This window comes from Nocardia sp. NPDC047654 (assembly GCF_043205035.1).
Taxonomy (GTDB): domain Bacteria; phylum Actinomycetota; class Actinomycetes; order Mycobacteriales; family Mycobacteriaceae; genus Nocardia.
In genome coordinates, this window is sequence record NZ_JBIDDF010000012.1 from 170,769 (window position 1) to 190,940 (window position 20,172).

The window sequence follows — 20,172 nt, forward strand, 5'->3', positions numbered from 1 at the left end:
CAGTCCAGCGGAGCGGCTACTCTCCTCGCCAGGGCAAGCCATGGAACGCGAACACGGCCTTGCCCTGCTCCAACACGCTCACGACCATCTCGGCCGGCGCCGGAGCGAAGATGTCCACTACCTCGAGCTCCTCACCACGTCGATCGTGGTCAAGGACGTATGCCCGCCGACCATTCTCGAACTGCCGCAACTTGCCCGAAGGCCACACATCCGGCCGAGCGCCCTGACAACACAACAGCTGCCCCCGCTCCGCGAATCGTGTCATCGAAGCGGGTCCAGGCGCAGGAACAGCCCTCCGTGACTGCCAGCGATGAAAATGCTGGAGTTCCGGCGCTTTTCGAGCGCGAATCCTGGCTATGGTTACCAGTGCCGACCCAGCCTACGGAGTGTGAACGTGGCCACCGACACTGTGCGCCTACCGGCAATCGACGTCATGATCCCGGTAGCGGCCAAGGACCTGCTCAGCCTCGACGCCTGTATCACCGGGTTGAGGGCACACTGTCGTAATCCGATTCGATCGGTGAATATCGTCGGGTCCGCGCGACTGCTCGCACAGCTGCGGACCGAGCACGAGGTGCAGTGGATCGATGAGGAAGCGGTCTCGCCGACACCGGCCGCCATCGAGGCGGCCCTGCGCAGATCGGGCGACCATCACCGCAATTCGTCGTGGTATTTCCAGCAGTTGCTCAAACTGCACTGCTTCCGCATCCTGCCGAGCACAGGCCGACACCTCCTGGTGCTCGATGCGGACTACGCGATCGTCGACGATGTCGTGTTCGTCGAAAACGATGGCAAATCCTGTCTGGCATTCGGATACCCGCTGCAATGGCGCCTCGACACCCGTCGGCACGCGATCCCCGACCGCCACTCCGCGATCACCGCCTCGACTCGGCTACTTGCCGAGTGGCGGCCGGTCGACCCCTACAGCGGGATGCAGCATCACATGGTGTTCGACAGGCAGATACTCGCGGACCTGATGCGGCGAGTCGAGGATCAGCACGAGAAACCGTTCTGGGAGGCATTCCTGGCGACGATAGAGCACGAGAAGTGGACCGGCGCTTCGGAGTATGTGCTCTACCGCCACTTCGCAGCGAGATTCTTCGGGGGGCAGATCCGGTCGCGGCACCTCGACGCCATCGATATCATCCAGCCGGCCGAACAAGCCTTGTGGACCCTGAGGGACGCTGTGGCCGGCATCCGCCGGTCGGGAGTCAAGGCGATCGGATGCCACAGTTTCCTCAACTACCGCAATCGAATCGCCACCATGGACTACATCCCCGATCAGTTACGCAGAAAACTGCAAGCAACCTCCGGGGCGCTGATGCTCGACCTCGACCAAGGTGTCCTTCACATCGCCCCCGCAACTCGATCCCTGAGCGGCGCCGAGCGTCCGGGTCGAACCGCAGGTCTCAGGTGAAGTATTTATGGTCGGCTCATTGCGGGGGTATGTTTCCGGCTACCGACGCTCTCCGGTCCGGCTCATGAAGACCTCGCCCGGGGACAAGCGGCGAACAGGCTGGTGGTCACCGGCGGGGAGGAACTGCTGGGCAGCGGAGATCTGCGACCGGCGTAGGTGAGTCCGGCCGGGACACGAAAATCCGTCCCAGTAGTGCGTACAGACAGTCCCGGTCCTGGTCGCTGAGCCTGTTCAGGCCGTCTTGGGTGGCGCGCATTTTCGCCCGGATCGTGTCGGTTACCTGCTCGCCCTCGGGTGTGATGACGAGATTGGTGACGCGCCGGTCGGATTCGCTGGTCTCCCGTCGCACGAGGCCACGTTTCTCCAGCCGGTTGATGATCCCGGTCACGTTGGAGGCGTCGCAGGCCAAGGTCTCGGCCAAAGCGCGCATCGCGACGGGTCCCCGGCGCAGCACGGTCAGCGCCTTGCCCTGGCTCGCCGTCAGGTTCTCACTCGCCGCCGCGACGGTGAAGTCGCCGTAGTAGACGCCGAGCGACACCGAGAGCAGCTCCATCAGCTGGGCCGTGTCGACGCGGGGAGCTTCTGCCATGACAGCCAGCCTATCCCCAGAAACTTGACTATCTCAAATATCTACCCCTAGCGTGTGGCCATTGCTTGAAGTTCTCAACCATCGCAGTCGTACCCCCAAGGAGTGTCCAGTGATCGTCACCGCGTCCGACGCCTCTCGCACAGCCGAGATCCTGTCCCGACCCGTCGCGCTGAACGGCCTGACCGTCCCCAACCGCATCGTGATGGCGCCGATGACGCGCATGTTCTCCCCCGACGGCGTTCCCGGTGACGACGTGCGGTCGTACTACGCTCGCCGCGCCGCCGCCGGCGTGGGCCTGATCATCACCGAGGGCACCTACGTCGGCCACGAGTCCGCCGGGCAGAGTGATCGGGTGCCACGGTTCCACGGCGAAGAGCAGTTGGCGGGGTGGGCGAAGGTCGCCGAGGACGTACACGCGGCAGGCGGCACGATCATGCCGCAGCTGTGGCACATCGGCATGGTCCGCAACCAGGGCGACGCACCCTACCCCGATGCGCCCGCCGTGGGCCCCTCCGGCATTCGCCTCGACGGCAGCGAGGGTCTCGGTAAGGCGATGACCCACGGTGACCTGGACGACGTCATCGGCGCCTTTGCCGAAGCCGCCGCGGACGCCGAGCGCATCGGCTTCGACGGCGTCGAACTGCACGGTGCTCACGGCTATCTCCTCGACCAGTTCCTGTGGGCGCGAACCAACCGCCGCGACGATGTCTACGGCGGCGACACCGCGGCCCGCACACGGTTCGCCGCCGAGGTCGTGGCCGCGGTGCGTGCCGCCGTCTCACCCGGCTTCCCGGTGATCTTCCGTTACTCGCAGTGGAAGCAGGAGGCCTACCACGCGCGGCTCGCCGAGACCCCGCAGGAGCTGGAGGCGATCCTTGCTCCGCTCGCCGCAGCCGGCGTAGACGCCTTCCACGCCTCCACCCGTCGCTACTGGCTCCCGGAGTTCGACGGCTCGGACCTGAACCTGGCGGGCTGGACCAAAAAGCTCACCGGCAAGCCCACCATCACCGTCGGCTCGGTCGGCCTCGACGGCGACTTCCTCCGCGCGTTCACCGGCGAGGGCGCCGAACTCGGCAGCATCGACAACCTCCTCGATCGCCTGGAGCGCGAAGAATTCGACTTGGTCGCCGTCGGTCGCGCCCTGCTCCAGGACCCGGAGTGGGCCTCCAAGGTCCTGGCGGGGCGGATCGACGAGCTGAAGCCGTACGACGCGGCGGCATTGAAGACGCTGAGGTAAACGAGTGGGTACCGCGGGGATGCGGCCGTCCAGGGCGCCTCCTTCGCGACCGCCGGTCCCCTCGTACCGGGCGACTCGGGCACGGACCCGGCCGAGCGGACCGGATGAAAGCCCTGACACTCAGGCTTTAGGCTGGGAGCCGGCAGGTCTCGCCAGGTCTCCCGGTCGGCAACCGATACAGCATCCCCTCGACCACGCGGCGGCCGTCGGCGAAGTTGCGGCCGACCCGGATCTCAGTCGCAGTTGTTCCAATCATTCCCACTGCTGCTCGGTCAGAACCCGGCACCGACCAGCAGCCGCGTCGACCACCGCGACCGCCGTCCGTGTTTCCTCGCTGCCCTGAGGATGTCCGCCGGCTGTGGATGGTGTGGGTTCATGGAACCGCGGTGAACAACTCGTAGCTGTGACCGTCGGGGTCGCGAACATAGACCCCGCGGCCACCTGCCAGGTGATTGACCTGCCGGTCCCACCCGTGTTCAGGGCCGGAGCCGTACTCGACCGCGGGCCAGGTCGCCAGCCGCCCCAGCACGGCGTCCAAGGTGTCGTCATCGACGAGGAAGGCGTAATGGCCGGGCTCGGCTCGCCCACGGTCGTCGAAGTCGAATGTCAGATCGTCGTTGACTCGCACCGGCACGAACGGGCCGCTCGGGGCCGATACCGACAGCCCCAGAAGCTCGGCGAAAAACGTTGCTGCGGAATGCTTGTCTGTCGCCGGGACGATCGTGTGGTTGAGAACGATGGACATCGCCACCTCCTGCGTAGTGGACCAGAAGAATCCGTTGTATGCGATACGCACACAAATATATGTGCGTATCGCATACAATGTCGAGGGTGGGCCCACGTCACACTCGAAACACCCCAGCCGGTCGCGCAGTAGACGGCTCCAGCCCTGCCGTCGATGGCGGTCCGGCGCTGTTTCGACTGGTCCGCTTCTGGTCACGCCGCTGGAGCAACCAGGCATTCACCCGCCCCAGCCCGGCACCGGACGATGACCGGTGGCGGGTGCAGCACATCCAGGTCGTGGAAGCTGTCGCCGCCGCGCGACGGACCGGCGCGGAAACTACCGTCACGGATGTCGCCGAACACCTCGGCCTCGACCACTCCGGCGCCAGCCGCATGGTGCGCGACGCCGTCGCGGCCGGATACCTCGCCCGCGAGGGCTCAGCATACGACCGCCGTCGAGTCGTCTTGCGGCTCACCAACAGCGGGCACGAGTTGCTGGCCGCATCCCACGACTGGCAACGCCGATGCTTCGACCAGCTCACCGCGACATGGAACGAACACGACCGCCGCCAATTCGCCGGCTACCTGCAACGCCTCGCCGACGAAACGATCCGGTGAGCGCCGCCACACCTCTGCTACGAAATCCATTGGGAGACAGTGCCTGGTGAGACACCGTGCATTCGCACCCCCGGAGGCCCAACCCACTGCAATGCGGCGGTGCACACCGCATCGACTTGGTCCTTACCATCCGGTGGCCGGCCATGAAGCCGGCCGCGTTCACCGATCGAAGCCGCGGAAAACACCGTCGTCGTCGACGCCGCCCGCGTAGTTCTCGAAGTCCATATTGGCGAGCAAGAAGTTGACCTCGACCTCGGCCATCGCGATCGGCGCGATCCGGAACACCGGGTTGCCGTCACCTCGGACCTCCGCGTCGCCGGTATCGACCGCCAGCAGTGGATGCTCGGGGGCGGTCATCGTGGTGGCGTCGGCGAGGAACACATAGGTCCGGCCATCGACCAGATCAGCCAGGTCGGCGGGTGTCAGCCCGTCGAAGGACACGTCGTCGACGGGTGTCAGCTCCGTCATCGTGTCTTCGTCGTAGGACGCGATGACCGCCGCGAGGGTTTGGGCCCACGCCACGTCGTCGGTGAAGTCCGTACGGACCAGAAGCGATTCGCCCTCGGGCAGAGATCGTGCCATACGCCCGATTGTGCACTACGGGAGCCGAACACCAACGCTGTCAGCCGCCGCGGGTGAATATCCGCCAGGTCTGCACCGTTCCAGAGCTGTCGGTGACGATGAGGTTCCGCGCATCCCCGGAGAAGGTGAGCGAACGGATTTCGCCGGGTGCTGCCAGCCTGGCCGTCGGAGCGTCACCCAGACCTCTCGGGGGCGACCAGAGCGCGGCCGATCCCTTGCCGGCGACTGCCAAGGTTTTGCCGTCAGGGCTGAACGCTGCGGCTGTTACCGGGCTCGTCAGATCCGTCGAAGCGAGGAGCCGAAGCTGCTCACGGCTGCTGGCGTCCAGGAGCAGTGCCTGTCCATTCGCGGTGCCGACCAAGAGCTGCGATCCGGTCGGTGAGAACGACAAGGTGGTAACACCACTTGCTTGTGGGAATCGGGCTGCGGGGAGGTCCTGCGTGACGAAATGCCACACGGTCACGACTCCCAGCGAGTTCCCGATGGCGAGACTCGCGCCGTCGGGGCTGAAGATCAGGGCACCCACAGTGCCACTGGTCGCGGGAAGTCGCTGCAGTTCGATTCCACCAGTGGTGATCAGGACGTTGCCGTTGGACAGTGCGATCGCCAGCGCGCGGCCGTCTGGCGAGATCGCGGCCGTTACCGGTGTTGCGTCGGCGGGAGCGCGATATTGGCTTATGGGCGGTTTCGGTTGCGTGGAATCCACGACCGAGACCGTCCCGGACTTATCGGTCACCGCGAGCAACCCCGAGGGGCTGGACACGATTTCGGTGACCGGCGCCGTCGCGGCGTATACCGGTACACCGGCCAGGCGCACGGTCGATCCGTCCGTGACCGAGAGTGGCAGTACACGGCCGCCGGGTCCGATACTGGTAGACACGACACCAGAAACGTTCTGTGTTGCCACCAATTCGGCTGTGGGTTCAGGACCACCGCGGATCAGCTTCAGGATGATCTGGCCGAGAATCACCGACGTGATAATCAGGACCACCGCTACCGCGACCGGGTGGCGGTGCATCCACGACGAACGCGCACCGTGCATGCTCATGGTGACGCCGCCGCCTGTCACGCTGCGGGGGGACGGCCTTGCGGCACGGACCCTGCGGTGGCGAATTCCGGTGTCTTGTCCTGATGGTTCGTGCACAGGTGGTGTTCGTACGCGCGGTGACGCGGACGGTGGCCGGTTCGACACTGAGCGGGCGTTCAACTTGGGGTGGCCGACCCGGGGTGGCGCCCCAAGATCAACGACGTGTTCACCGGTGACCCTCTCAGCCTTCGCCGGTCGAGACAGCAGCAGGGCCGCGGGCGATTGGGTAGGCGGTTCAGCCTGTTCAGGGAGCCGGAAGCGGGTCAGCGACGCCCAGTAGCGTTGCCACGCTGTGTAGCCCGCTCGGCTGCGCGGGATAGTCGCGGCGGGCCGGCCTGCCCTGTGGAGGGCATCCCAGTAGCGGCGACGCCCAGTGGTGGCGCTCATGCGGGTTGCTCTTCCGCGGTCTCGACCGGAGCACGCGGCGATGTCAGATCATCGACCTCCCGCAGCGTTCGGGCGGTCCCGAGCTGTCCGAGCAGAGCCGGGGCCGACGATCCGACCGCGACGGCGGCGAACACGGTGGTGAGCTGGCTTTGGAAGACCACGGCAGCGCCTGCTCCCAGCAACAGCCGCGTCACTCCCGCAGCAGCATCGAATACCGGATCGAAGTACCCGCCCCAGTGCGGTGGCTTCTTGTTCTTTCCCCGCGCCGTCTTTCGTGCTTGCCGGTAGGCGTTGAGGTCGGCCAGGAACGCGACTACCTCGACGATCAGACCGCCCCCAGCACCGGCAAGCAGAGTCACGCGCCAGTCCACTCGCTAACCACCTCAGACCTCATGTCACAAATCCGGGAGCCCGCCCCCCTTGCCGATCAGCACATTATGGAACCCGAGGCCCACCTTCGCGGTAGTTCCTCGAGACTGATTTCACCGCCGATCACGATCGGGGCGCAATCAACCGGCGCGACGGTCGGCGACGCAACCGGCGTGTGCCTTCTGTCCGAGGCAACGACCCCGCGTCATCGCGCCGGACGTCGATATCACCATCTACGAAAGACTCTGTCAGCGACGGCTCGTCCGCGACCCCGGATACTTCGCGCATGAATGCGCCCGGCCACAATGACCTCACCTACAGTCGTCAGGTCGCGGTCACACGACAGACCTTACGGTCCATCCACCCGGAGGACACGCACCCATGCCTGCAACGACCTTGCCCGAGGAGCTGCGCGCCGACGTGGAAACGTTGTGGCGCTACAACCAGATGGACCACCCGGTACGCCCCGTCGACGTCGGAATCGGTCTCGGCGGGCACGACCCGGGCGTAGCCACCTACGCCGCGCACCTCTACCACCGAGGCATGTTTCCTCTCATCGTGTTCACCGGCGCGAACGCACCGACCACTGTCGAACGTTTTCCCCGCGGTGAAGCTGTGCACTTCCGCGAGCATGCCCTTCGCCTCGGTGTCCCCGACTCGGCGATTCTGATCGAACCCGCGGCGAGGCACACACCCGACAACATCGGATTCACCCGCGCGCTCCTGGCCGACCGCGGGATAGCGATAGCCTCCGCGATGCTGATTTCCCGCCCCTACCAACAGCGGCGAAGCTACGCCATCTGCCGCAAGCAGTGGCCCGAGCTCGACGTGATCTGTGGATCACAGCCCATGCCCCTGCGGGAGTACATCGACAGCATCGGCGACGTCGACCGGGTGATCACCATGCTGGTGGGAGACACCCAGCGCATCTGGGTCTACCCGCAGCAGGGACGTGCCATCGAGCAGGTCGTACCTACCGGTGTGATGGCGGCTTACACCAGGCTCGTCGACGCCGGCTTCACCGGCCGGCTGCTGCCGGCTTGGTAGCCGGACACCCCGCCTCGCCGGATCCTTGTGGCCGATACCCACTGCGTTCAGGAGACCCGTGCGATCCGCTGCGCACAATCCGCAAGCCGAGCGTGGGCTTGACCGGCGTCGATGAGTTGTGTGGTTCCGATCAGATGACTCAGCTGCGCGAGGGTTTCGTCGCGCACCTTCTGCGGTGAGCTGCTGCGCGAGCCACTCGAGTGTCTTGATGCATTCGACCTGCCTTCCGAATTACGTACCGGAGCTCGACGCGGCACCAGCAATCGGATTGTCGTGGGCAGTCGCGCGAAATCCATTGTCGCCATTCGTTATCTGTTATCGGCGAGGGAAGTTGTGCGCAGGGGACGTAAGGGGGCTCTGACCGCGTATCGTGACTCGACGCTATTCAAGACGGTGTACGGAATGGGGCCTGTTCCCCGGGGCTCCGCCCGCGTGCGTTCCCGCATTTCTCCGAGTTTGTGCAGTTCAGACGCTGATGCCGGAGATGCTAGCCGTCGCGACAGATGTGGTGCTGGTCGCCATGGCGGGCATCCTCAGCGGCTCGCGCGCAGTATGCGGATCGCGCGTAGTGCGCGGGGCGGTTCGCCTCCGAGTCCTTCGGATCCGTCGAGGTAGCGGGTGACGAAGTCGGGGGCGGAGTGGTCTTCGAGGTCGGTGAAGCCGAGGGCGCGCAGCTGTGCGGCGATGTCGTCGGGCGCGAAGTAGCTCAACACGGGTTCGCCGACGCCGGCCAGCCGATCGGCACGGGCCTGCTGGTGCGCACGGTCCTCGTCGCTGTCCGCGGGCTGCAGGTAGTCGAAGACCACCTCGACCGGCCGGGCCTGACCAGCGATGTATTCGAGTGTGGCGTGGGCGGCGTTCGGAGTCAGATAGAAGACCACGCCGAGCCACACGAATGCGGCCGGGTCCGTCCGTTCGAACCCGGTGGATTCCAATCCTTCTGCCAGCGTTTGCGTTTCGAAATCGACCGGCACGAAGGTCAATGTCTCAGGGCGGTCGATTCCGGCGGTAGTAAGGCGTTCGCGTTTCCACGCTTGGGTGGCGGGGTGGTCGACCTCGAAGACGCGCACGTCCCGGCGCGGATTGCGATAGGCGAAGGTGTCCAGGCCTGCGCCGAGGATCACGACCTGCCGCACACCAGCGGCGATGGCCGTGGCCACGGCGTCCTCGGCGAAGCGCGCGCGTGCGGCGAAAAACAGTCGGCGGTGCCGATCGCTGACCCCGTCGCCGAGGTGATTGGTTGTGGGCGTGCCCGATTCGGCCAGTTCCTCTGCGGTGACGCCGAGCAGACGGGCCGCCAGGGGATCGGTGAAGATCTGTGGTCGGTCAGCGATCTGGTGATAGGCGCGGGCGTACGCGGTGATGAGCGCTGTCCGGCTGGGTCCGTCGTTATCCATATTCCAGAACCTACTTGCGAATGTGGCGCGTGCTCTATGAACTCACTCACGCTCACTCCACAAAGGAGCACGCAAGCACGGTCCGTATAGTCCCTGCGTATGCCGCGGCAGAAGTTTCCATGCGGTACGGCGAATCAATGGAGTTGCTCTGCCCAGGTTTCCGCCCACGCGGTGACGGGTTCGAGATGGCGCACGAGCCCGCGGCCGAGCGGTGTCAGCGCGTAACCGGTGACGTGTTCGACGATGCGCGCTTCGACGAGCTCGTGCAGCCGCCGGGTGAGCACACTCGACGAGATGTCGCCGCACGCCGTGCGCAGCTCCCGGAAGGTCGGAGGATGATCGGCTCGGTCGAGTTCCCAAATGATCCGCAACATCCACCGCCGCCCGATCAGGTCGAACAGGGCCATGATCGGGCGCCCGGACGTCGACCCTCGAACCGGACGCCCCGGGCGTGGAGCCGTGCCTTCCACCACTATGCCGATTGCCCGGTCAACGGCGAAACCTTCAGCTGCTGCGCCATTTTCGCGATCGCCGTGCGCAGCACGCGATAGGGCCGCAATAACAGCGTCACGTGTTCGAGCCCACCCGCGGTGGCGAACTCTTCTCGCAATATGCCCTGCAGCTCGTGGCCGTCCACCCGAGCGGTGAACGCGAACAGGCGATCCCGCTCGCCACCCCACCTACCGGTCTGCTCCACTCCTTCCAGAACTGTCGCGATCAACCCCAGCATGTGCGCCACATCCGCGCGTCCGTGGTAGTCGGCGACTGGACTGGAGAACGTCGACTCCGTGCACAACAGACTCGTGACCCGCTTCATGTCGCCACTTCGCCAGCTGGGAAGAACCAAACTTTCATACATGCCTCTATTTTAGAGGCGCACTCGCTCAGGGGCCACCTCATTCGCTCGGGACTCGGCGTTCGCAGGGCTAGCGCTGCAACGGTGTCCAGTGCCACCAGCACCTGGAGGGTGAGGCTCTCGATCCACGCCGCCGTCACCGCCGCCGGATCACGCTGCGAGGTTCGCAGAATTGCCAGAGCGACTCCACCGACGAGATCGAGAGCGGCACCGAGGTACTTTCTTCCGCCCACACGGGTCACTTCACAGCGGCGGGTCGACTACCGGCTGATCCGGCGCGGAACCGCGACGGTGGCGAGTTTGTCGGGGTTGCGGATGGCGTAGACGTTGGCGATCTTGCCGTCGAGGATCTCGATCAGGAAGACCCCTTCCAGATGGCCGCCGCTTTAGGCGACCATCGCGGGCGTGTTGTTGTAGTTGACCATCTCGATCCGCATGTCCGACGTCCGTCGCCTCCTGTGGAAGATGTTGACGAGGGCCGCGGCCACTTTCTCGGCGCCGACTACCGGTCGGCGCGCCGCGGTGACCTTGCCGCCGCTGTCGGCGATCCAGGTGGCGTCGGGAGCGAGCAGCGTGAGCAGGCCTTGTGTGTCGCCGGTGTTCGCCGCTGTCATGAACTGCTGGGTGATCTGCGCGATCTCGGCCGCGTCGACCGGCTCGAAACGTTTGCGCCGCGCGTGCACGTGGGAGCGGGCACGGTGGGCCACCTGACGCACCGTCATCACGTCGCCGCGGTGCTGCCGACAGCGTAGATGACGTGGTCGTAGTCCAGCGTACGACCCGACGCCAGCCGCACCGCACGGGCGGCGATGTCAATGCGCGTGGCGCTGTCGACAACCAACCGGATGCCCTCGCCGAACAGCGTGCCGTAGTCGATCGTCGCGTCGCCGGTCCCGGCGACGAACTGATGCAGCCGGACTCGATCGACGAACTCCGGACGGGGATTGACCAGCGTGACGGTGGTATCGGTGCGCATCCGCAGACGGTTGGCCGCGAGTGTTCCAGCGTAGCCGCCACCGATGACAACGACGTTGTGGAGGGTTCCTTCTTGGGTCATGCCCTAGAGACACCACGGACCGCCGAGACATGACACGAACCTGCGTGACGTGCACCACTTCGTCCGAGACCCACCTTATCCGGTACGAACCCCACCACGGCAGCCTGCACAGCGCCACCGCAAGGCCTAGCTGATCCTCCGGACCGCGCCTCCGCCCCGGCGCGACGAACGCGATATCCGCCAGCGTTCATCCTGCCAGCAGTAGGCGTGGCTCAGGCCGCCGAGGAACGTTCTCGAATGTCCTTTGTTCGGCGGTTGTGGATCGACTTCGACTGGGGCCCGCGGGAACAGCGCCGGGCAGTTACGGCATCACCATTCTGGGCGCGGCAATAGGCGTATTCGACCGGTTTCGATCGAACAGCTATGATCAGGGCCGACTCGACGACGTGGCGGGGGTCCGTCCAGGACCGGAGGGGCTGCGGGAATGACTGATGCTCCGCACGATTCGGGTGATCATGCGCGGGCGGGCAACGCCGATTTCATTCCACGGCCACCGGACTCGGCGACAGATGGCCTGCCGGTTCCGCCGCAACAACCTTTGCCACAGGCGTATCCGGCGCAGCGGGCCGATCGCCGCAAGCCGGGGCTGGTTGTTGCCGGCGTTGCCGGGCTAGGAGCGATGGCGCTGGCGATCGGGGTGGTGATCGGTGTCGCCGTGCGTGATCGAGACAGCGATACCGTTCCCGCCGGTGCCTCGGCCACTGCGCCGCCGGGACCGGCGACCTATTCGATGAAGGCCATCACCAATGCGTGCGACCTTGTCGATCGCACTCCATTGACCAGGTGGGCCTCCGCGCCGATCGGCGATCCCGAACATGAGGAAACTGCGTCGTCCGGCAACTTCGGCATCCTGAATTGCAATATCAACTATGGCAATTCGACCGGCGACACATTTCCGATGAACACCGCGGCGGTCAGGGTCCGGGCCGACATCATGGACGGTTCGGCTTCGCGAACGTACGACCATTGGAAACGCAGCACCGCCGACCTCGTCGATGACGGATCGGTGGTGACATCCGGGGAGTTCACCGGCATCGGCACCCAAGGTTACTGGCAGTTCGAAGCCGACAACTTCGGTGGCATCGTGGACGCCGAATACGTGATGTGCGTATGGGACGGCGGGGTCGCGGTGCGGGTGGAGATCGACCTCTCACGCGAGAAGGAGTCCCCGGTGGTGGATAGAGACGAACTCGATTCGGTCGCCAGATCCCAAGCCCGCAAGGTGCTGGCCGGACTGCGACAGAACTAGCAACCATCGAATCGAACAGGCCGATGAGGACCGTCAAGTGACTACACGGCCACCGGCAAAGTACGATCGGCGCTCAGTTGAGGAGTCTCGACGGGGAGCGCGTCGAGGAATCGAAGGGCTGCGAGAGATGACAGACCCGCGGCACACACCCGACCACCCCATTCCGGACGACTCCGATATCAGTGCGCGGCAACCACATTTGTCGAGCGGCGACTGGACACGGCCCGACACCGAACACGGCCGACCTGGTCGTGGATATCAGCCGGCCGTTCCGCAGGGCGCGTCCTCGCCTGCCGGTCACCGTAAGCCAGGCCTGATCGCCGCCGGTGTCGTGGCGTTGGTGGCTGCGCTGGGCGCCGGTGTGGTGATCGGCATCATCATCGCCGACGGCGACAGTGGCAGTCGGTCCGCCGCTGTCGAGGGGCCCGCTGGAGCGCCGGTGACTTCATCTACCGCCACCACTACTCCGCGTGCGGAACCGGAGCCGGGAATCTATTCGATGAACGGGATCGCCGATGCGTGCGATTTGGTCGACCCTGCCCCTTTGCACAAATGGTCGTCCACACCGGACCAGCCGCCCTACCATCATGAAACCCCGCCGAGCGCCTATGACACCGGCGACCTGTCATGTCAATTCAGCTACAAGAGCCTCGCGAGCGACGGTGTCCACTGGAATCAAGCGGCCATCGACCTCCGCGTCGAGTTCACAACGGCCGGAACCGCACCCGCTTATGACGACTGGAAACGCCAGGACACCACTACCGGGTCCGGGGCGGGTTCCGGCGAGATCGCCGGAATCGGCGCCCAGGGTTACTGGCACACCGCGGTATCGGATTCCAGCTACACCACTGGAATGGACTACGTCGTCGGCGTGCAGGACAGCAACGTCTCGGTGCGAGTACGAATCCCCATCCTGCGCCAGCACGGCGAGCCCTCGGTAGACCTGGACGAGCTCGGCACGATCGCCAGAGACCAAGCCCAGCACGCCCTGGACGGACTGAGGAAGAAGTAGCCACCGCATACTCCGAAGGTCTGATTGGCCGCGGCACAGCTCTGAGGGCGTCGCCGTCGTCGACGGTCAGCGGCTGGACGCTGGTCGGGGCTCGACTTCCGGGTCGAGCCGAACCCCATCCCCGCGCAGGAAGAGGCATCAGCAGTCGAGCGCCGCTCCCCTCGTCGAAAATCGAGCGGGGCCGATGTCACAGCCGGGTGCCATTTACCACCAGTGTCACGTCGATATTGCCGCGCGTGGTGTTGGAATAGGGGCAGACCTGGTGGGCCGTCTCTACCAGTCCGACTGCCTGCTCGCCGGTGACCGACGGCAGCGAGATTCGCAGCTCGACGCCGAGTTCGAATCGGCCGCCGTCGGTCGGGATCAAGTGCCATGGGCGAACGACGCGAGACCGAGGCGTTCCATCCCTGGGCGGTGCTCGGTCTCCGGGCCTGCTTCGACGCCGAAGCCGCAGCAGGGCTGCGCGTGGTGTACGAGTTCCGGATCGATGACGAGGTCTTCCACGCCCGGATCGACGACGGGACGATCGAGGCGCTACACGGGCCTGCCCAGCACCCCGACGCGACCATCACCATCAGCGAGTCAGCGTTCCTCGATGTCACCAGCCAGGGTCTGACCTTCGCCGACGCGATCGAGACCGGTGCCGCCTCGGTGTCCGGAGACACCGAGGCTTTGCACAGGCTTAAGGGCCTGTTCCGGCTGCCGCCCCCACGCGACCGGAAAACGGATCAGCCCTCGTCCTGACCACCGGAAGGTCGAACCGGCTCCCGCCACCGGATCTCGACCGGACTGGTCCGAGGACGTCCACCGCTCGCTGTCCACCGCGTTCCCCCGTCGGGTCGGCGATGGACCTGAGATATATGGAGCTGGAATGACTTTCGGTCCCGCAACGATCGGATCCCGATCAGTATCGACGCCAGACGTTACAGTGATTCTGCTAACGCGACGACTGTTGTAACACCGGCTGCCGGCGACCCGACAAACCGGGCATGTCTCTCAATCACAAGCAGCCGCAACGCTTTTTGGCTCACGCGGGTGTCGTCGCAGCGGTGACCGCCGCCGGGATGATCGGGTTCGCGGCGCCGTCGACCGCCATACCGCATGACCCGGGCTTTCCGTTCACGCCGACCCTGACGCGCCTGGTGCCGACCAGCTGCTCCGCGATCGTCGACGCGGTCACCGTGCGGCAGGAGAAAGCCGGCACATTCGGCGTGCGGGTGAACGTCACCCAGACCGGGGAGGGCTGCTCGGACTGGAAAGTTGCTGTGCGCTTCAAGAACCTCGATAGCGGGTACGCGGACGGGCAGCAGCACCGCGTCGTGAACGGTGTCGTCCAAGACACGGTGGACGGCGTGATCGTCGGCTTCGGCACGGCGCCGGGCGTCGGCCGGGTGGAGGCTCGAATAGTCGCGCTGGACTCGAACAACAGGGAGATGGAGCAGATCTCGGGTACGGCGACGTTCACACTGAGCTGAGCGCGGGTGCCGTGTCCAATGATCGCTGGGCACGGCACGCTCCGCGGTCGGTCGAGGTGCCGGTATGTGCCGACTTGGAGCCGTCCCCGGCCGCCGCGTTGGCGTGTGAGGCCATGGTCGTGGTGATGGGGAGCCGGGGGTGTGGCATGCTTGATGATGAGCACGGGCTGTCGAAGTGACCGCTCGGCTTACTACAGGAAGTAATACAAAGTACATGACGCAAGGCAGTGTGAAGTGGTTTAACGGCGAAAAGGGCTTCGGGTTCATCGCGCAAGACGGTGGCGGTCCCGACGTTTTCGTTCACTACTCCGAGATTTCCGGCTCCGGATTCAAGTCCCTCGATGAGGGACAGCGTGTCGAGTTCGAGATCGGGCAGGGCCAGAAGGGCCCGCAGGCTCAGAGCGTCCGCGCAATCTGAGAGCTGACAAACCGGAAACCCGCGCCACGGCGCGGGTTTCTCGCTTTTCCCAAGAAGCGGGTGAGCAGGCCCGCGATGCAGGCCTCCTGGTCAGCTCGGCGGCCCAACCCGCCAGGCCGGCAACCCCGACCCATAGGTACTATAGATCTCATACCTTCGGCGCCGCTCGCGGGCTGGTGCGGTGGAAAGGAGTGGGTCGTGACCGATGCGGATGGGCATCCCGATATCGAGGAGTTCGATCTCTCCACGGTGCTGGCCGCGCTCGCCGATGACAATCGGCGCAGTGTGATCGCGCAACTATATGCCGAGCCGGAGGGAACCGAGCAGTTCTGCAGTGTGTTCGGGATGCCGTGGGCGCCATCGACGCGCACGCATCACTTCCGGGTGCTGCGCAAGGCGGGGTTGATCCGGCAACGTGATGTCGGCAACGGCCGGATGACGAGCCTGCGACGCGAGGACATGGAAAAGGTTTTTCCCGGCCTGCTGGCGGCGATTCTCGACGCCGACAGGGGTCGTCATCCGGCCGCGCCGGCTACCACGTGACCGGCAGCGACGTCGGCCGGTGGACGAGAATGCCGGTCTCCCAGGGGATTCGGTCCTCGGGTACGGCGAGCCGGAGCGTCGGCAGCTCGGTGACGAGCCTGCGCAGCACCTCGGTGATCTCCATACGCGCCATGGCCGCACCCATGCAGTGGTGCATGCCGTAGCCGAATTGCAGGTGCCGCTTGCCGTTACGGGCCGGGTCGATCACCGCCGGGTCCGGGTACACCTCGGGATCACGGTTGGCCGAATGCGCGTCGGCGTAGACGATGTCGCCGGGATGCAGCGTCCCCTGTGACAGCGTGAGTTCACGGGTGGTGACGCGCGGGAAGGTCGAGATCCGCCCCAGCGGTAGCAACCGCAGGAACTCCTCCACCGCGGCGGGGATGGCGTCCGGATTGTCCACCAGGTACTGCCACAGCTCGGGCCTGGCGAGTGCCACGTAGGCGATCTTGGTGATCACCGACAGGATGTTCTGGTCGCCGCCGACCAGTGAGCCGAGCAGGATGGCCGCGTATTCCCCGTCGGTGACCGGCGGCGACACGGAATCGCGCGCCGCGAGCAGGTCGAGGATCAGTCCGGGCCGCAGCCCACGCCGCCGGGCGACGAGATCCTCGATGTAGTGGTACAGGGTCCAGAACTCGCCCAGCAGCTTGTCCACATCGCTGCCGTCGCCGAGCTGCATCGCCCGCGACAGATGCCGGAAGTAGTCGATGTCGGCAGTCGGTATGCCGAGATATTCGACGTTGACGCCGATGGTCACCGGATCCAGCAGCGCCCGAACGAGATCGGCCGATCCGCGCTCGTGCTGTTCGCGCAGTTCGGCGAGCGCGGCGTCGAGTACCCGGTGCACCGCGGGCGCTCGCCGGGCCATGGTGGCGGCACTGTAGGCGGAGGCCACGAAGCCTTTGAGCCGCCCGTGACCGGGGTGGTCGAGGTTGAGCAGCATTTCCGTCGGCATGATGGTCGGCAGGAAGCTCGGCCCGTCCTCGACGTTGGTCTCGGCGCGCGCGAAGCTGAGGTCGGTCAGGACCGCGTGCACGTCGCGGTAGGCGGTCACGTGCACGGCGGTGTGGCCACTGGGCAGTTTCACCTGCGGCAAGCCGCCGGTGGATTGTTGCGGTAATGGTTCGATCATGAGTGGCGGCGCGATATTGGCGATGCCGTCGAGATCGACCCGGACGGCGTCGAGTGCGTGCGTCATGAGGTGACTCCTTCTGGACTGGAACCGATGTCCCGGTTCTCGGTGGCTCGTGTGTTGCCGCGCACCGCGACGATGAGGATGGTGAGCACCACGAGCAGGGCGATGAGGACGCCGACAGTGATCGTGAAGGCGGAGCGGTAGACGTCGGGATGACCGAACTGGCCCGCGGCGGTGTCGTCGGCGGCCTTCCCGCTGAGCCGGGTGCCGACGACCGTAGCGAGCACGATGGCATAACCGGCGACGAACAGCGCTTCGCTGCCGATGCGGAAGAAGTTCAGCAGACCCGCTGCGGTGCCGCCGCGTTCGGCCGGCACCACGGAGAGCGCGTGACCGTCGACGAGGCCGATGGGCAGGCCGAAACCGAGGCCGAGCAACACCATCGGCACGATGATCCAGGCCACCGAACGGTCCTGGGAGAGCGCGAGCACACCGGCGTTGCCGAGGATCGCGGCGCCCAGCGCGAGGTAGACCACCCTGCCGACGGTCAGCGCCGGGAAGCGGGTGACGAGGTGGCCGATGGCCACCGGCGCGACGAAGACCGGAATGGTCATCGCGAGCATGAGCAATCCGGACGCGCCCGCCGAGAGGTCGGTGATGCCGCTCAACGCCGAAGGCAGGTAGGTCAGCAGAGTGACGAAGCCGATCGATCCGGCGACCGGAACCAGGCACATGGCCAGGAATTCCCGATTGCGCAGCAGACCGAGATCGAGGATCGGGCCGTGTTCGACGACAGCGGGTTTCGCGGCGGGCAGCACCCGCGTGCCGACACCGGCGGCCGCGAGGATCACCGCGTGCACCAGGAAGACGCCCCGCCAGTCCAGCAGTGAGATGAGGATGCCGGAGATGGTGGGGCCGAGCGCGAGACCGAGCCCGTTCACGGTGCCGAAGACGGCGAACGCCCTGGTCCGGCGGGCCCCCTCGTAGGCCGCCGACAGCAGCGCGGTGGCGCCGGTCAGGATGGCCGCGGCGCCGATGCCTGCGACGACGCGGGCCAGGTCGAGGACGAACAGGTTCGGTGCGGCGACGCTGCCGATACTGCCCGCGACGACGAGCGCGGTACCGATCCCGAAGGTGCGCCGATGTCCGATGCGGTCGCTCACCGCGCCCCACAGCAGCGTGGTGAGGGCGAAGGCGACATTGAATCCGTTGACGACCCATTGCAGCGCGGCGGGATTCGATCCGAGATCCTGCGAGATGAGCGGAAGGGCGATGGCGGTGCCCGCGATGGCCATCGGCGTGACGAACTGGGCGGTGAGCACTACGGGCAGTGTGGCACCGCTGGGTGGTGCGCCGCGGGTTTCGGTTTCGGTGGTGACGGTCGACATGAATACCCCCTGGGGCGGTCGGAATGGACTCGGCACGGTGGATGGGAGGACTTCGAGAGGTACGAGAGCTACTACACTCTTAGTAGGTACTAAGATCCTAGTATCTAGCTCGAGCATCGTACAACCGCGGCCGCGGACCAGACCTCGCCCAGGAGCATGTGATGAGCACGGCGCACCGGCCCCGACCGAATCCGGTCGACACCGACATCGACACCGATGTCCTGGTGGTCGGTGGCGGGCCGGTCGGGATGCTGGTCGCCGCCGAGCTGGCATTGCAACGCATCCGGGTCGTCGTGGTCGAGACCCGCCACGAACTCGACCTGCGCCCGCGGGCGGGCACGGTGCACGCCCGGTCGCTGTCGCTGCTGGCCCGCCGCGGATACCTGCCCTCCGCGACTTGCGAAGCGATACAACGTGATCCGCACGGCGTGCGCCGGTCCCCGTTCCAGTTCGCGGCGCAACCGGTGCTGATGATCAGCGCGCCCAGCGTCGAGCCCGGCCCGATCGCGGGCATTCCGCAGGCACGACTGGAGGCGGCCTTCGAGGAGCGCGCGGGCCATCTCGGCGCACGAATCCTGCGCGGTCACACCGTCACCAGACTCGAGGCCGGCGACGACGCGGTGGTGGCCGAGGTGGCCGCCGAGGCCGGACATCGCTCGCTGCGTATCCGCGCCCACTACGCCGTCGGCGCCGACGGTGCCCGCAGCCTCGTCGCCCGCATCGGCGATTTCCCGGCGCAGGTGTACCCGGCGACCATGAACGCCATTGCCGGACTGGCGGTCACGGCCCCGGACGGCGGGATTCCGCCGGGCTGGCATCCGACGCCGTCCGGATGGACCCTGCACAATCCGAATCCCCACGGACCCGCGCGCATCATCGCCATGGATTTCAGCGGCGCCCTCGACCACCGGCCCGAGCCCAACGCGCGAGAGTACCGGCAACGCCTGGAATATGTGCTCGGGGCACCGCCCACGCTGAGCGGGATCAGCCACCTCACCCGGTTCAGCGACCACGGCCGCTACCGCACCCGCCTGCGGGACGGACGGCTGCTGCTGGCAGGCGACGCTGCGCACAGCCACTATCCCCTCGGCGGGCAGGGCCTCAACACCGGCATGCAGGACGCGTTCGCGCTGGGCTGGCGACTGGCCCGAGTGATCACCGGACACGAGCGGCCCGCCGTCCTCGACGAGTACTCGCGTGAACGGGTCGCCGTCGCGGCGGCGGTGGTCGCCAACACCGTGCTGCAATCGCGAATGATGAACCCCCGCGAGCCCGAGCTTCGTGCGGCGATGCTGGCAATGCTCGCGATCCCGGCGATCCACGACGCCGTCGCCCAGCTCATCAGCGGCCAGTTCCAGTCCGGATTCCAGCACGATCTGGTGGTCACCGAGACAGACGGCGGTGTGCGGACCCTCACCGAGCTGCTGCGGGCGGGCCGGTACGTGGCGATCCGGCCCGACGAGCACATGCCGGTACCGCATGCCCCCGCCGGCGCGATCACGGTGACCGGCAAGGTGACCCCGGACCAGGCGTGGACCTGCGCGTTGGTCCGTCCGGACGGCTACCTTGCCGGCACCTGGTGA

22 protein-coding genes and 2 pseudogenes are annotated in these 20,172 nt (G+C 66.2%); 11 read left to right on the top strand and 13 right to left on the bottom strand.

Annotation, left to right across the window (positions count from 1 at the left end; genetic code table 11):
* The first annotated feature begins 433 nt into the window (after window positions 1-433).
* Complete coding sequence (locus ACGF7Y_RS26305) at window positions 434-1,417, top strand: DUF6492 family protein (protein ID WP_393237931.1); 984 nt, start codon at window positions 434-436, stop codon at window positions 1,415-1,417.
* Window positions 1,418-1,523: 106 nt separating this feature from the next.
* Here the strand turns inward: ACGF7Y_RS26305 and ACGF7Y_RS26310 are convergent, their stop codons facing one another.
* The gene (locus tag ACGF7Y_RS26310) at window positions 1,524-2,006 is read right to left on the bottom strand and encodes a MarR family winged helix-turn-helix transcriptional regulator (RefSeq protein WP_393237769.1); all 483 of its coding nucleotides are present in this window, start codon (window positions 2,004-2,006) and stop codon (window positions 1,524-1,526) included.
* Window positions 2,007-2,115: 109 nt separating this feature from the next.
* Here ACGF7Y_RS26310 and ACGF7Y_RS26315 point away from each other — a divergent pair, with 109 nt between their 5' ends.
* A complete protein-coding gene (locus ACGF7Y_RS26315) occupies window positions 2,116-3,243 on the top strand; it encodes an NADH:flavin oxidoreductase (RefSeq protein WP_393237772.1) in 1,128 nt (375 codons plus the stop codon).
* A gap of 373 nt (window positions 3,244-3,616) precedes the next feature.
* Here ACGF7Y_RS26315 and ACGF7Y_RS26320 read toward each other — a convergent pair whose 3' ends face one another.
* The gene (locus tag ACGF7Y_RS26320; RefSeq protein ID WP_393237775.1) at window positions 3,617-3,988 is read right to left on the bottom strand and encodes a VOC family protein; all 372 of its coding nucleotides are present in this window, start codon (window positions 3,986-3,988) and stop codon (window positions 3,617-3,619) included.
* Window positions 3,989-4,074: 86 nt separating this feature from the next.
* Between ACGF7Y_RS26320 and ACGF7Y_RS26325 the strand changes: the two genes are divergently transcribed.
* Window positions 4,075-4,584, top strand: coding sequence for a MarR family winged helix-turn-helix transcriptional regulator (locus ACGF7Y_RS26325; protein WP_393237778.1), 510 nt, complete (start codon window positions 4,075-4,077; stop codon window positions 4,582-4,584).
* A gap of 159 nt (window positions 4,585-4,743) precedes the next feature.
* On the opposite strand, the gene ACGF7Y_RS26330 is transcribed toward ACGF7Y_RS26325, so the two are convergent.
* The 3 genes from ACGF7Y_RS26330 to ACGF7Y_RS26340 all read right to left on the bottom strand — a co-directional run bounded on the left by ACGF7Y_RS26330 (window position 4,744) and on the right by ACGF7Y_RS26340 (window position 6,999).
* The gene (locus ACGF7Y_RS26330; protein WP_393237781.1) at window positions 4,744-5,166 is read right to left on the bottom strand and encodes a DUF6924 domain-containing protein; all 423 of its coding nucleotides are present in this window, start codon (window positions 5,164-5,166) and stop codon (window positions 4,744-4,746) included.
* 40 nt (window positions 5,167-5,206) lie between these two features.
* Window positions 5,207-6,214, bottom strand: coding sequence for a WD40 repeat domain-containing protein (locus ACGF7Y_RS26335; RefSeq protein WP_393237784.1), 1,008 nt, complete (start codon window positions 6,212-6,214; stop codon window positions 5,207-5,209).
* A gap of 422 nt (window positions 6,215-6,636) precedes the next feature.
* Window positions 6,637-6,999 (bottom strand): hypothetical protein, encoded by a 363-nt coding sequence (locus tag ACGF7Y_RS26340; RefSeq protein ID WP_357961169.1) that lies wholly within the window; start codon window positions 6,997-6,999, stop codon window positions 6,637-6,639.
* Window positions 7,000-7,390: 391 nt separating this feature from the next.
* On the opposite strand from ACGF7Y_RS26340, the gene ACGF7Y_RS26345 reads away from it, so the two are divergent.
* Window positions 7,391-8,056: a YdcF family protein gene (locus tag ACGF7Y_RS26345; protein WP_393237787.1), complete on the top strand. Its 666-nt coding sequence runs from the start codon at window positions 7,391-7,393 to the stop codon at window positions 8,054-8,056.
* Window positions 8,057-8,589: 533 nt separating this feature from the next.
* On the opposite strand, the gene ACGF7Y_RS26350 is transcribed toward ACGF7Y_RS26345, so the two are convergent.
* The 5 genes and pseudogenes from ACGF7Y_RS26350 to ACGF7Y_RS26370 all read right to left on the bottom strand — a co-directional run.
* Window positions 8,590-9,453 carry a class I SAM-dependent methyltransferase gene (locus ACGF7Y_RS26350; protein WP_393237790.1) on the bottom strand — a complete coding sequence of 288 codons (864 nt, stop codon included), beginning with the start codon at window positions 9,451-9,453 and terminating at the stop codon, window positions 8,590-8,592.
* 134 nt (window positions 9,454-9,587) lie between these two features.
* Window positions 9,588-9,860: a winged helix-turn-helix transcriptional regulator gene (locus ACGF7Y_RS26355; protein WP_393237793.1), complete on the bottom strand. Its 273-nt coding sequence runs from the start codon at window positions 9,858-9,860 to the stop codon at window positions 9,588-9,590.
* Window positions 9,861-9,925: 65 nt separating this feature from the next.
* Window positions 9,926-10,312 (bottom strand): hypothetical protein, encoded by a 387-nt coding sequence (locus tag ACGF7Y_RS26360; protein ID WP_393237796.1) that lies wholly within the window; start codon window positions 10,310-10,312, stop codon window positions 9,926-9,928.
* Window positions 10,313-10,695: 383 nt separating this feature from the next.
* Window positions 10,696-11,031 carry a hypothetical protein gene (locus ACGF7Y_RS26365; protein ID WP_393237799.1) on the bottom strand — a complete coding sequence of 112 codons (336 nt, stop codon included), beginning with the start codon at window positions 11,029-11,031 and terminating at the stop codon, window positions 10,696-10,698.
* Window positions 11,032-11,036: 5 nt separating this feature from the next.
* Window positions 11,037-11,366: pseudogene (locus tag ACGF7Y_RS26370) on the bottom strand (FAD-dependent oxidoreductase); the annotation flags it as partial.
* Between the two features lie 619 nt (window positions 11,367-11,985).
* Between ACGF7Y_RS26370 and ACGF7Y_RS26375 the strand changes: the two are divergent.
* Window positions 11,986-12,615, top strand: a complete 630-nt coding sequence (locus ACGF7Y_RS26375) for a hypothetical protein (RefSeq protein ID WP_393237802.1) — start codon at window positions 11,986-11,988, stop codon at window positions 12,613-12,615.
* Between the two features lie 127 nt (window positions 12,616-12,742).
* Window positions 12,743-13,627 carry a hypothetical protein gene (locus tag ACGF7Y_RS26380; RefSeq protein ID WP_393237805.1) on the top strand — a complete coding sequence of 295 codons (885 nt, stop codon included), beginning with the start codon at window positions 12,743-12,745 and terminating at the stop codon, window positions 13,625-13,627.
* Window positions 13,628-13,814: 187 nt separating this feature from the next.
* Here the strand turns inward: ACGF7Y_RS26380 and ACGF7Y_RS26385 are convergent.
* Window positions 13,815-13,985 (bottom strand): annotated as a pseudogene (locus ACGF7Y_RS26385) (organic hydroperoxide resistance protein); the annotation flags it as partial.
* Between the two features lie 14 nt (window positions 13,986-13,999).
* On the opposite strand from ACGF7Y_RS26385, the gene ACGF7Y_RS26390 reads away from it, so the two are divergent.
* The 4 genes from ACGF7Y_RS26390 (at window position 14,000) to ACGF7Y_RS26405 (ending at window position 16,063) form a co-directional block, all read left to right on the top strand.
* The gene (locus ACGF7Y_RS26390) at window positions 14,000-14,371 is read left to right on the top strand and encodes an alkyl sulfatase C-terminal domain-containing protein (RefSeq protein WP_393237808.1); all 372 of its coding nucleotides are present in this window, start codon (window positions 14,000-14,002) and stop codon (window positions 14,369-14,371) included.
* A 245-nt stretch (window positions 14,372-14,616) separates the two neighbouring features.
* Window positions 14,617-15,102: a hypothetical protein gene (locus ACGF7Y_RS26395; RefSeq protein ID WP_393237811.1), complete on the top strand. Its 486-nt coding sequence runs from the start codon at window positions 14,617-14,619 to the stop codon at window positions 15,100-15,102.
* A 214-nt stretch (window positions 15,103-15,316) separates the two neighbouring features.
* A complete protein-coding gene (locus ACGF7Y_RS26400) occupies window positions 15,317-15,520 on the top strand; it encodes a cold-shock protein (protein WP_040871014.1) in 204 nt (67 codons plus the stop codon).
* A gap of 198 nt (window positions 15,521-15,718) precedes the next feature.
* Window positions 15,719-16,063, top strand: coding sequence for an ArsR/SmtB family transcription factor (locus tag ACGF7Y_RS26405; RefSeq protein WP_393237814.1), 345 nt, complete (start codon window positions 15,719-15,721; stop codon window positions 16,061-16,063).
* On the opposite strand, the gene ACGF7Y_RS26410 is transcribed toward ACGF7Y_RS26405, so the two are convergent.
* Both ACGF7Y_RS26410 and ACGF7Y_RS26415 read right to left on the bottom strand, forming a co-directional pair.
* Window positions 16,053-17,264 (bottom strand): cytochrome P450, encoded by a 1,212-nt coding sequence (locus tag ACGF7Y_RS26410; protein ID WP_393237817.1) that lies wholly within the window; start codon window positions 17,262-17,264, stop codon window positions 16,053-16,055. The genes ACGF7Y_RS26405 and ACGF7Y_RS26410 overlap by 11 nt on opposite strands.
* Window positions 17,261-18,589, bottom strand: coding sequence for an MFS transporter (locus ACGF7Y_RS26415; RefSeq protein WP_393237820.1), 1,329 nt, complete (start codon window positions 18,587-18,589; stop codon window positions 17,261-17,263). The genes ACGF7Y_RS26410 and ACGF7Y_RS26415 overlap by 4 nt, the downstream gene beginning before the upstream one ends.
* 161 nt (window positions 18,590-18,750) lie before the next feature.
* Here ACGF7Y_RS26415 and ACGF7Y_RS26420 point away from each other — a divergent pair, with 161 nt between their 5' ends.
* Window positions 18,751-20,172, top strand: coding sequence for an FAD-dependent monooxygenase (locus ACGF7Y_RS26420; protein ID WP_393237823.1), 1,422 nt, complete (start codon window positions 18,751-18,753; stop codon window positions 20,170-20,172).

Bases quoted from the DNA above. Each gene is read 5' to 3' on its own strand.
- ACGF7Y_RS26305 (WP_393237931.1), top strand. From the start codon at position 434: ATGATCCCGGTAGCGGCCAAGGACCTGCTCAGCCTCGACGCCTGTATC.
- ACGF7Y_RS26310 (WP_393237769.1), bottom strand. From the start codon at position 2,006: ATGGCAGAAGCTCCCCGCGTCGACACGGCCCAGCTGATGGAGCTGCTC.
- ACGF7Y_RS26320 (WP_393237775.1), bottom strand. From the start codon at position 3,988: ATGTCCATCGTTCTCAACCACACGATCGTCCCGGCGACAGACAAGCAT.
- ACGF7Y_RS26330 (WP_393237781.1), bottom strand. From the start codon at position 5,166: ATGGCACGATCTCTGCCCGAGGGCGAATCGCTTCTGGTCCGTACGGAC.
- ACGF7Y_RS26335 (WP_393237784.1), bottom strand. From the start codon at position 6,214: ATGAGCATGCACGGTGCGCGTTCGTCGTGGATGCACCGCCACCCGGTC.
- ACGF7Y_RS26345 (WP_393237787.1), top strand. From the start codon at position 7,391: ATGCCTGCAACGACCTTGCCCGAGGAGCTGCGCGCCGACGTGGAAACG.
- ACGF7Y_RS26350 (WP_393237790.1), bottom strand. From the start codon at position 9,453: ATGGATAACGACGGACCCAGCCGGACAGCGCTCATCACCGCGTACGCC.
- ACGF7Y_RS26355 (WP_393237793.1), bottom strand. From the start codon at position 9,860: ATGGCCCTGTTCGACCTGATCGGGCGGCGGTGGATGTTGCGGATCATT.
- ACGF7Y_RS26360 (WP_393237796.1), bottom strand. From the start codon at position 10,312: ATGTATGAAAGTTTGGTTCTTCCCAGCTGGCGAAGTGGCGACATGAAG.
- ACGF7Y_RS26365 (WP_393237799.1), bottom strand. From the start codon at position 11,031: ATGACGGTGCGTCAGGTGGCCCACCGTGCCCGCTCCCACGTGCACGCG.
- ACGF7Y_RS26375 (WP_393237802.1), top strand. From the start codon at position 11,986: ATGGCGCTGGCGATCGGGGTGGTGATCGGTGTCGCCGTGCGTGATCGA.
- ACGF7Y_RS26380 (WP_393237805.1), top strand. From the start codon at position 12,743: ATGACAGACCCGCGGCACACACCCGACCACCCCATTCCGGACGACTCC.
- ACGF7Y_RS26390 (WP_393237808.1), top strand. From the start codon at position 14,000: ATGGGCGAACGACGCGAGACCGAGGCGTTCCATCCCTGGGCGGTGCTC.
- ACGF7Y_RS26395 (WP_393237811.1), top strand. From the start codon at position 14,617: ATGTCTCTCAATCACAAGCAGCCGCAACGCTTTTTGGCTCACGCGGGT.
- ACGF7Y_RS26400 (WP_040871014.1), top strand. From the start codon at position 15,317: ATGACGCAAGGCAGTGTGAAGTGGTTTAACGGCGAAAAGGGCTTCGGG.
- ACGF7Y_RS26410 (WP_393237817.1), bottom strand. From the start codon at position 17,264: ATGACGCACGCACTCGACGCCGTCCGGGTCGATCTCGACGGCATCGCC.
- ACGF7Y_RS26415 (WP_393237820.1), bottom strand. From the start codon at position 18,589: ATGTCGACCGTCACCACCGAAACCGAAACCCGCGGCGCACCACCCAGC.
- ACGF7Y_RS26420 (WP_393237823.1), top strand. From the start codon at position 18,751: ATGAGCACGGCGCACCGGCCCCGACCGAATCCGGTCGACACCGACATC.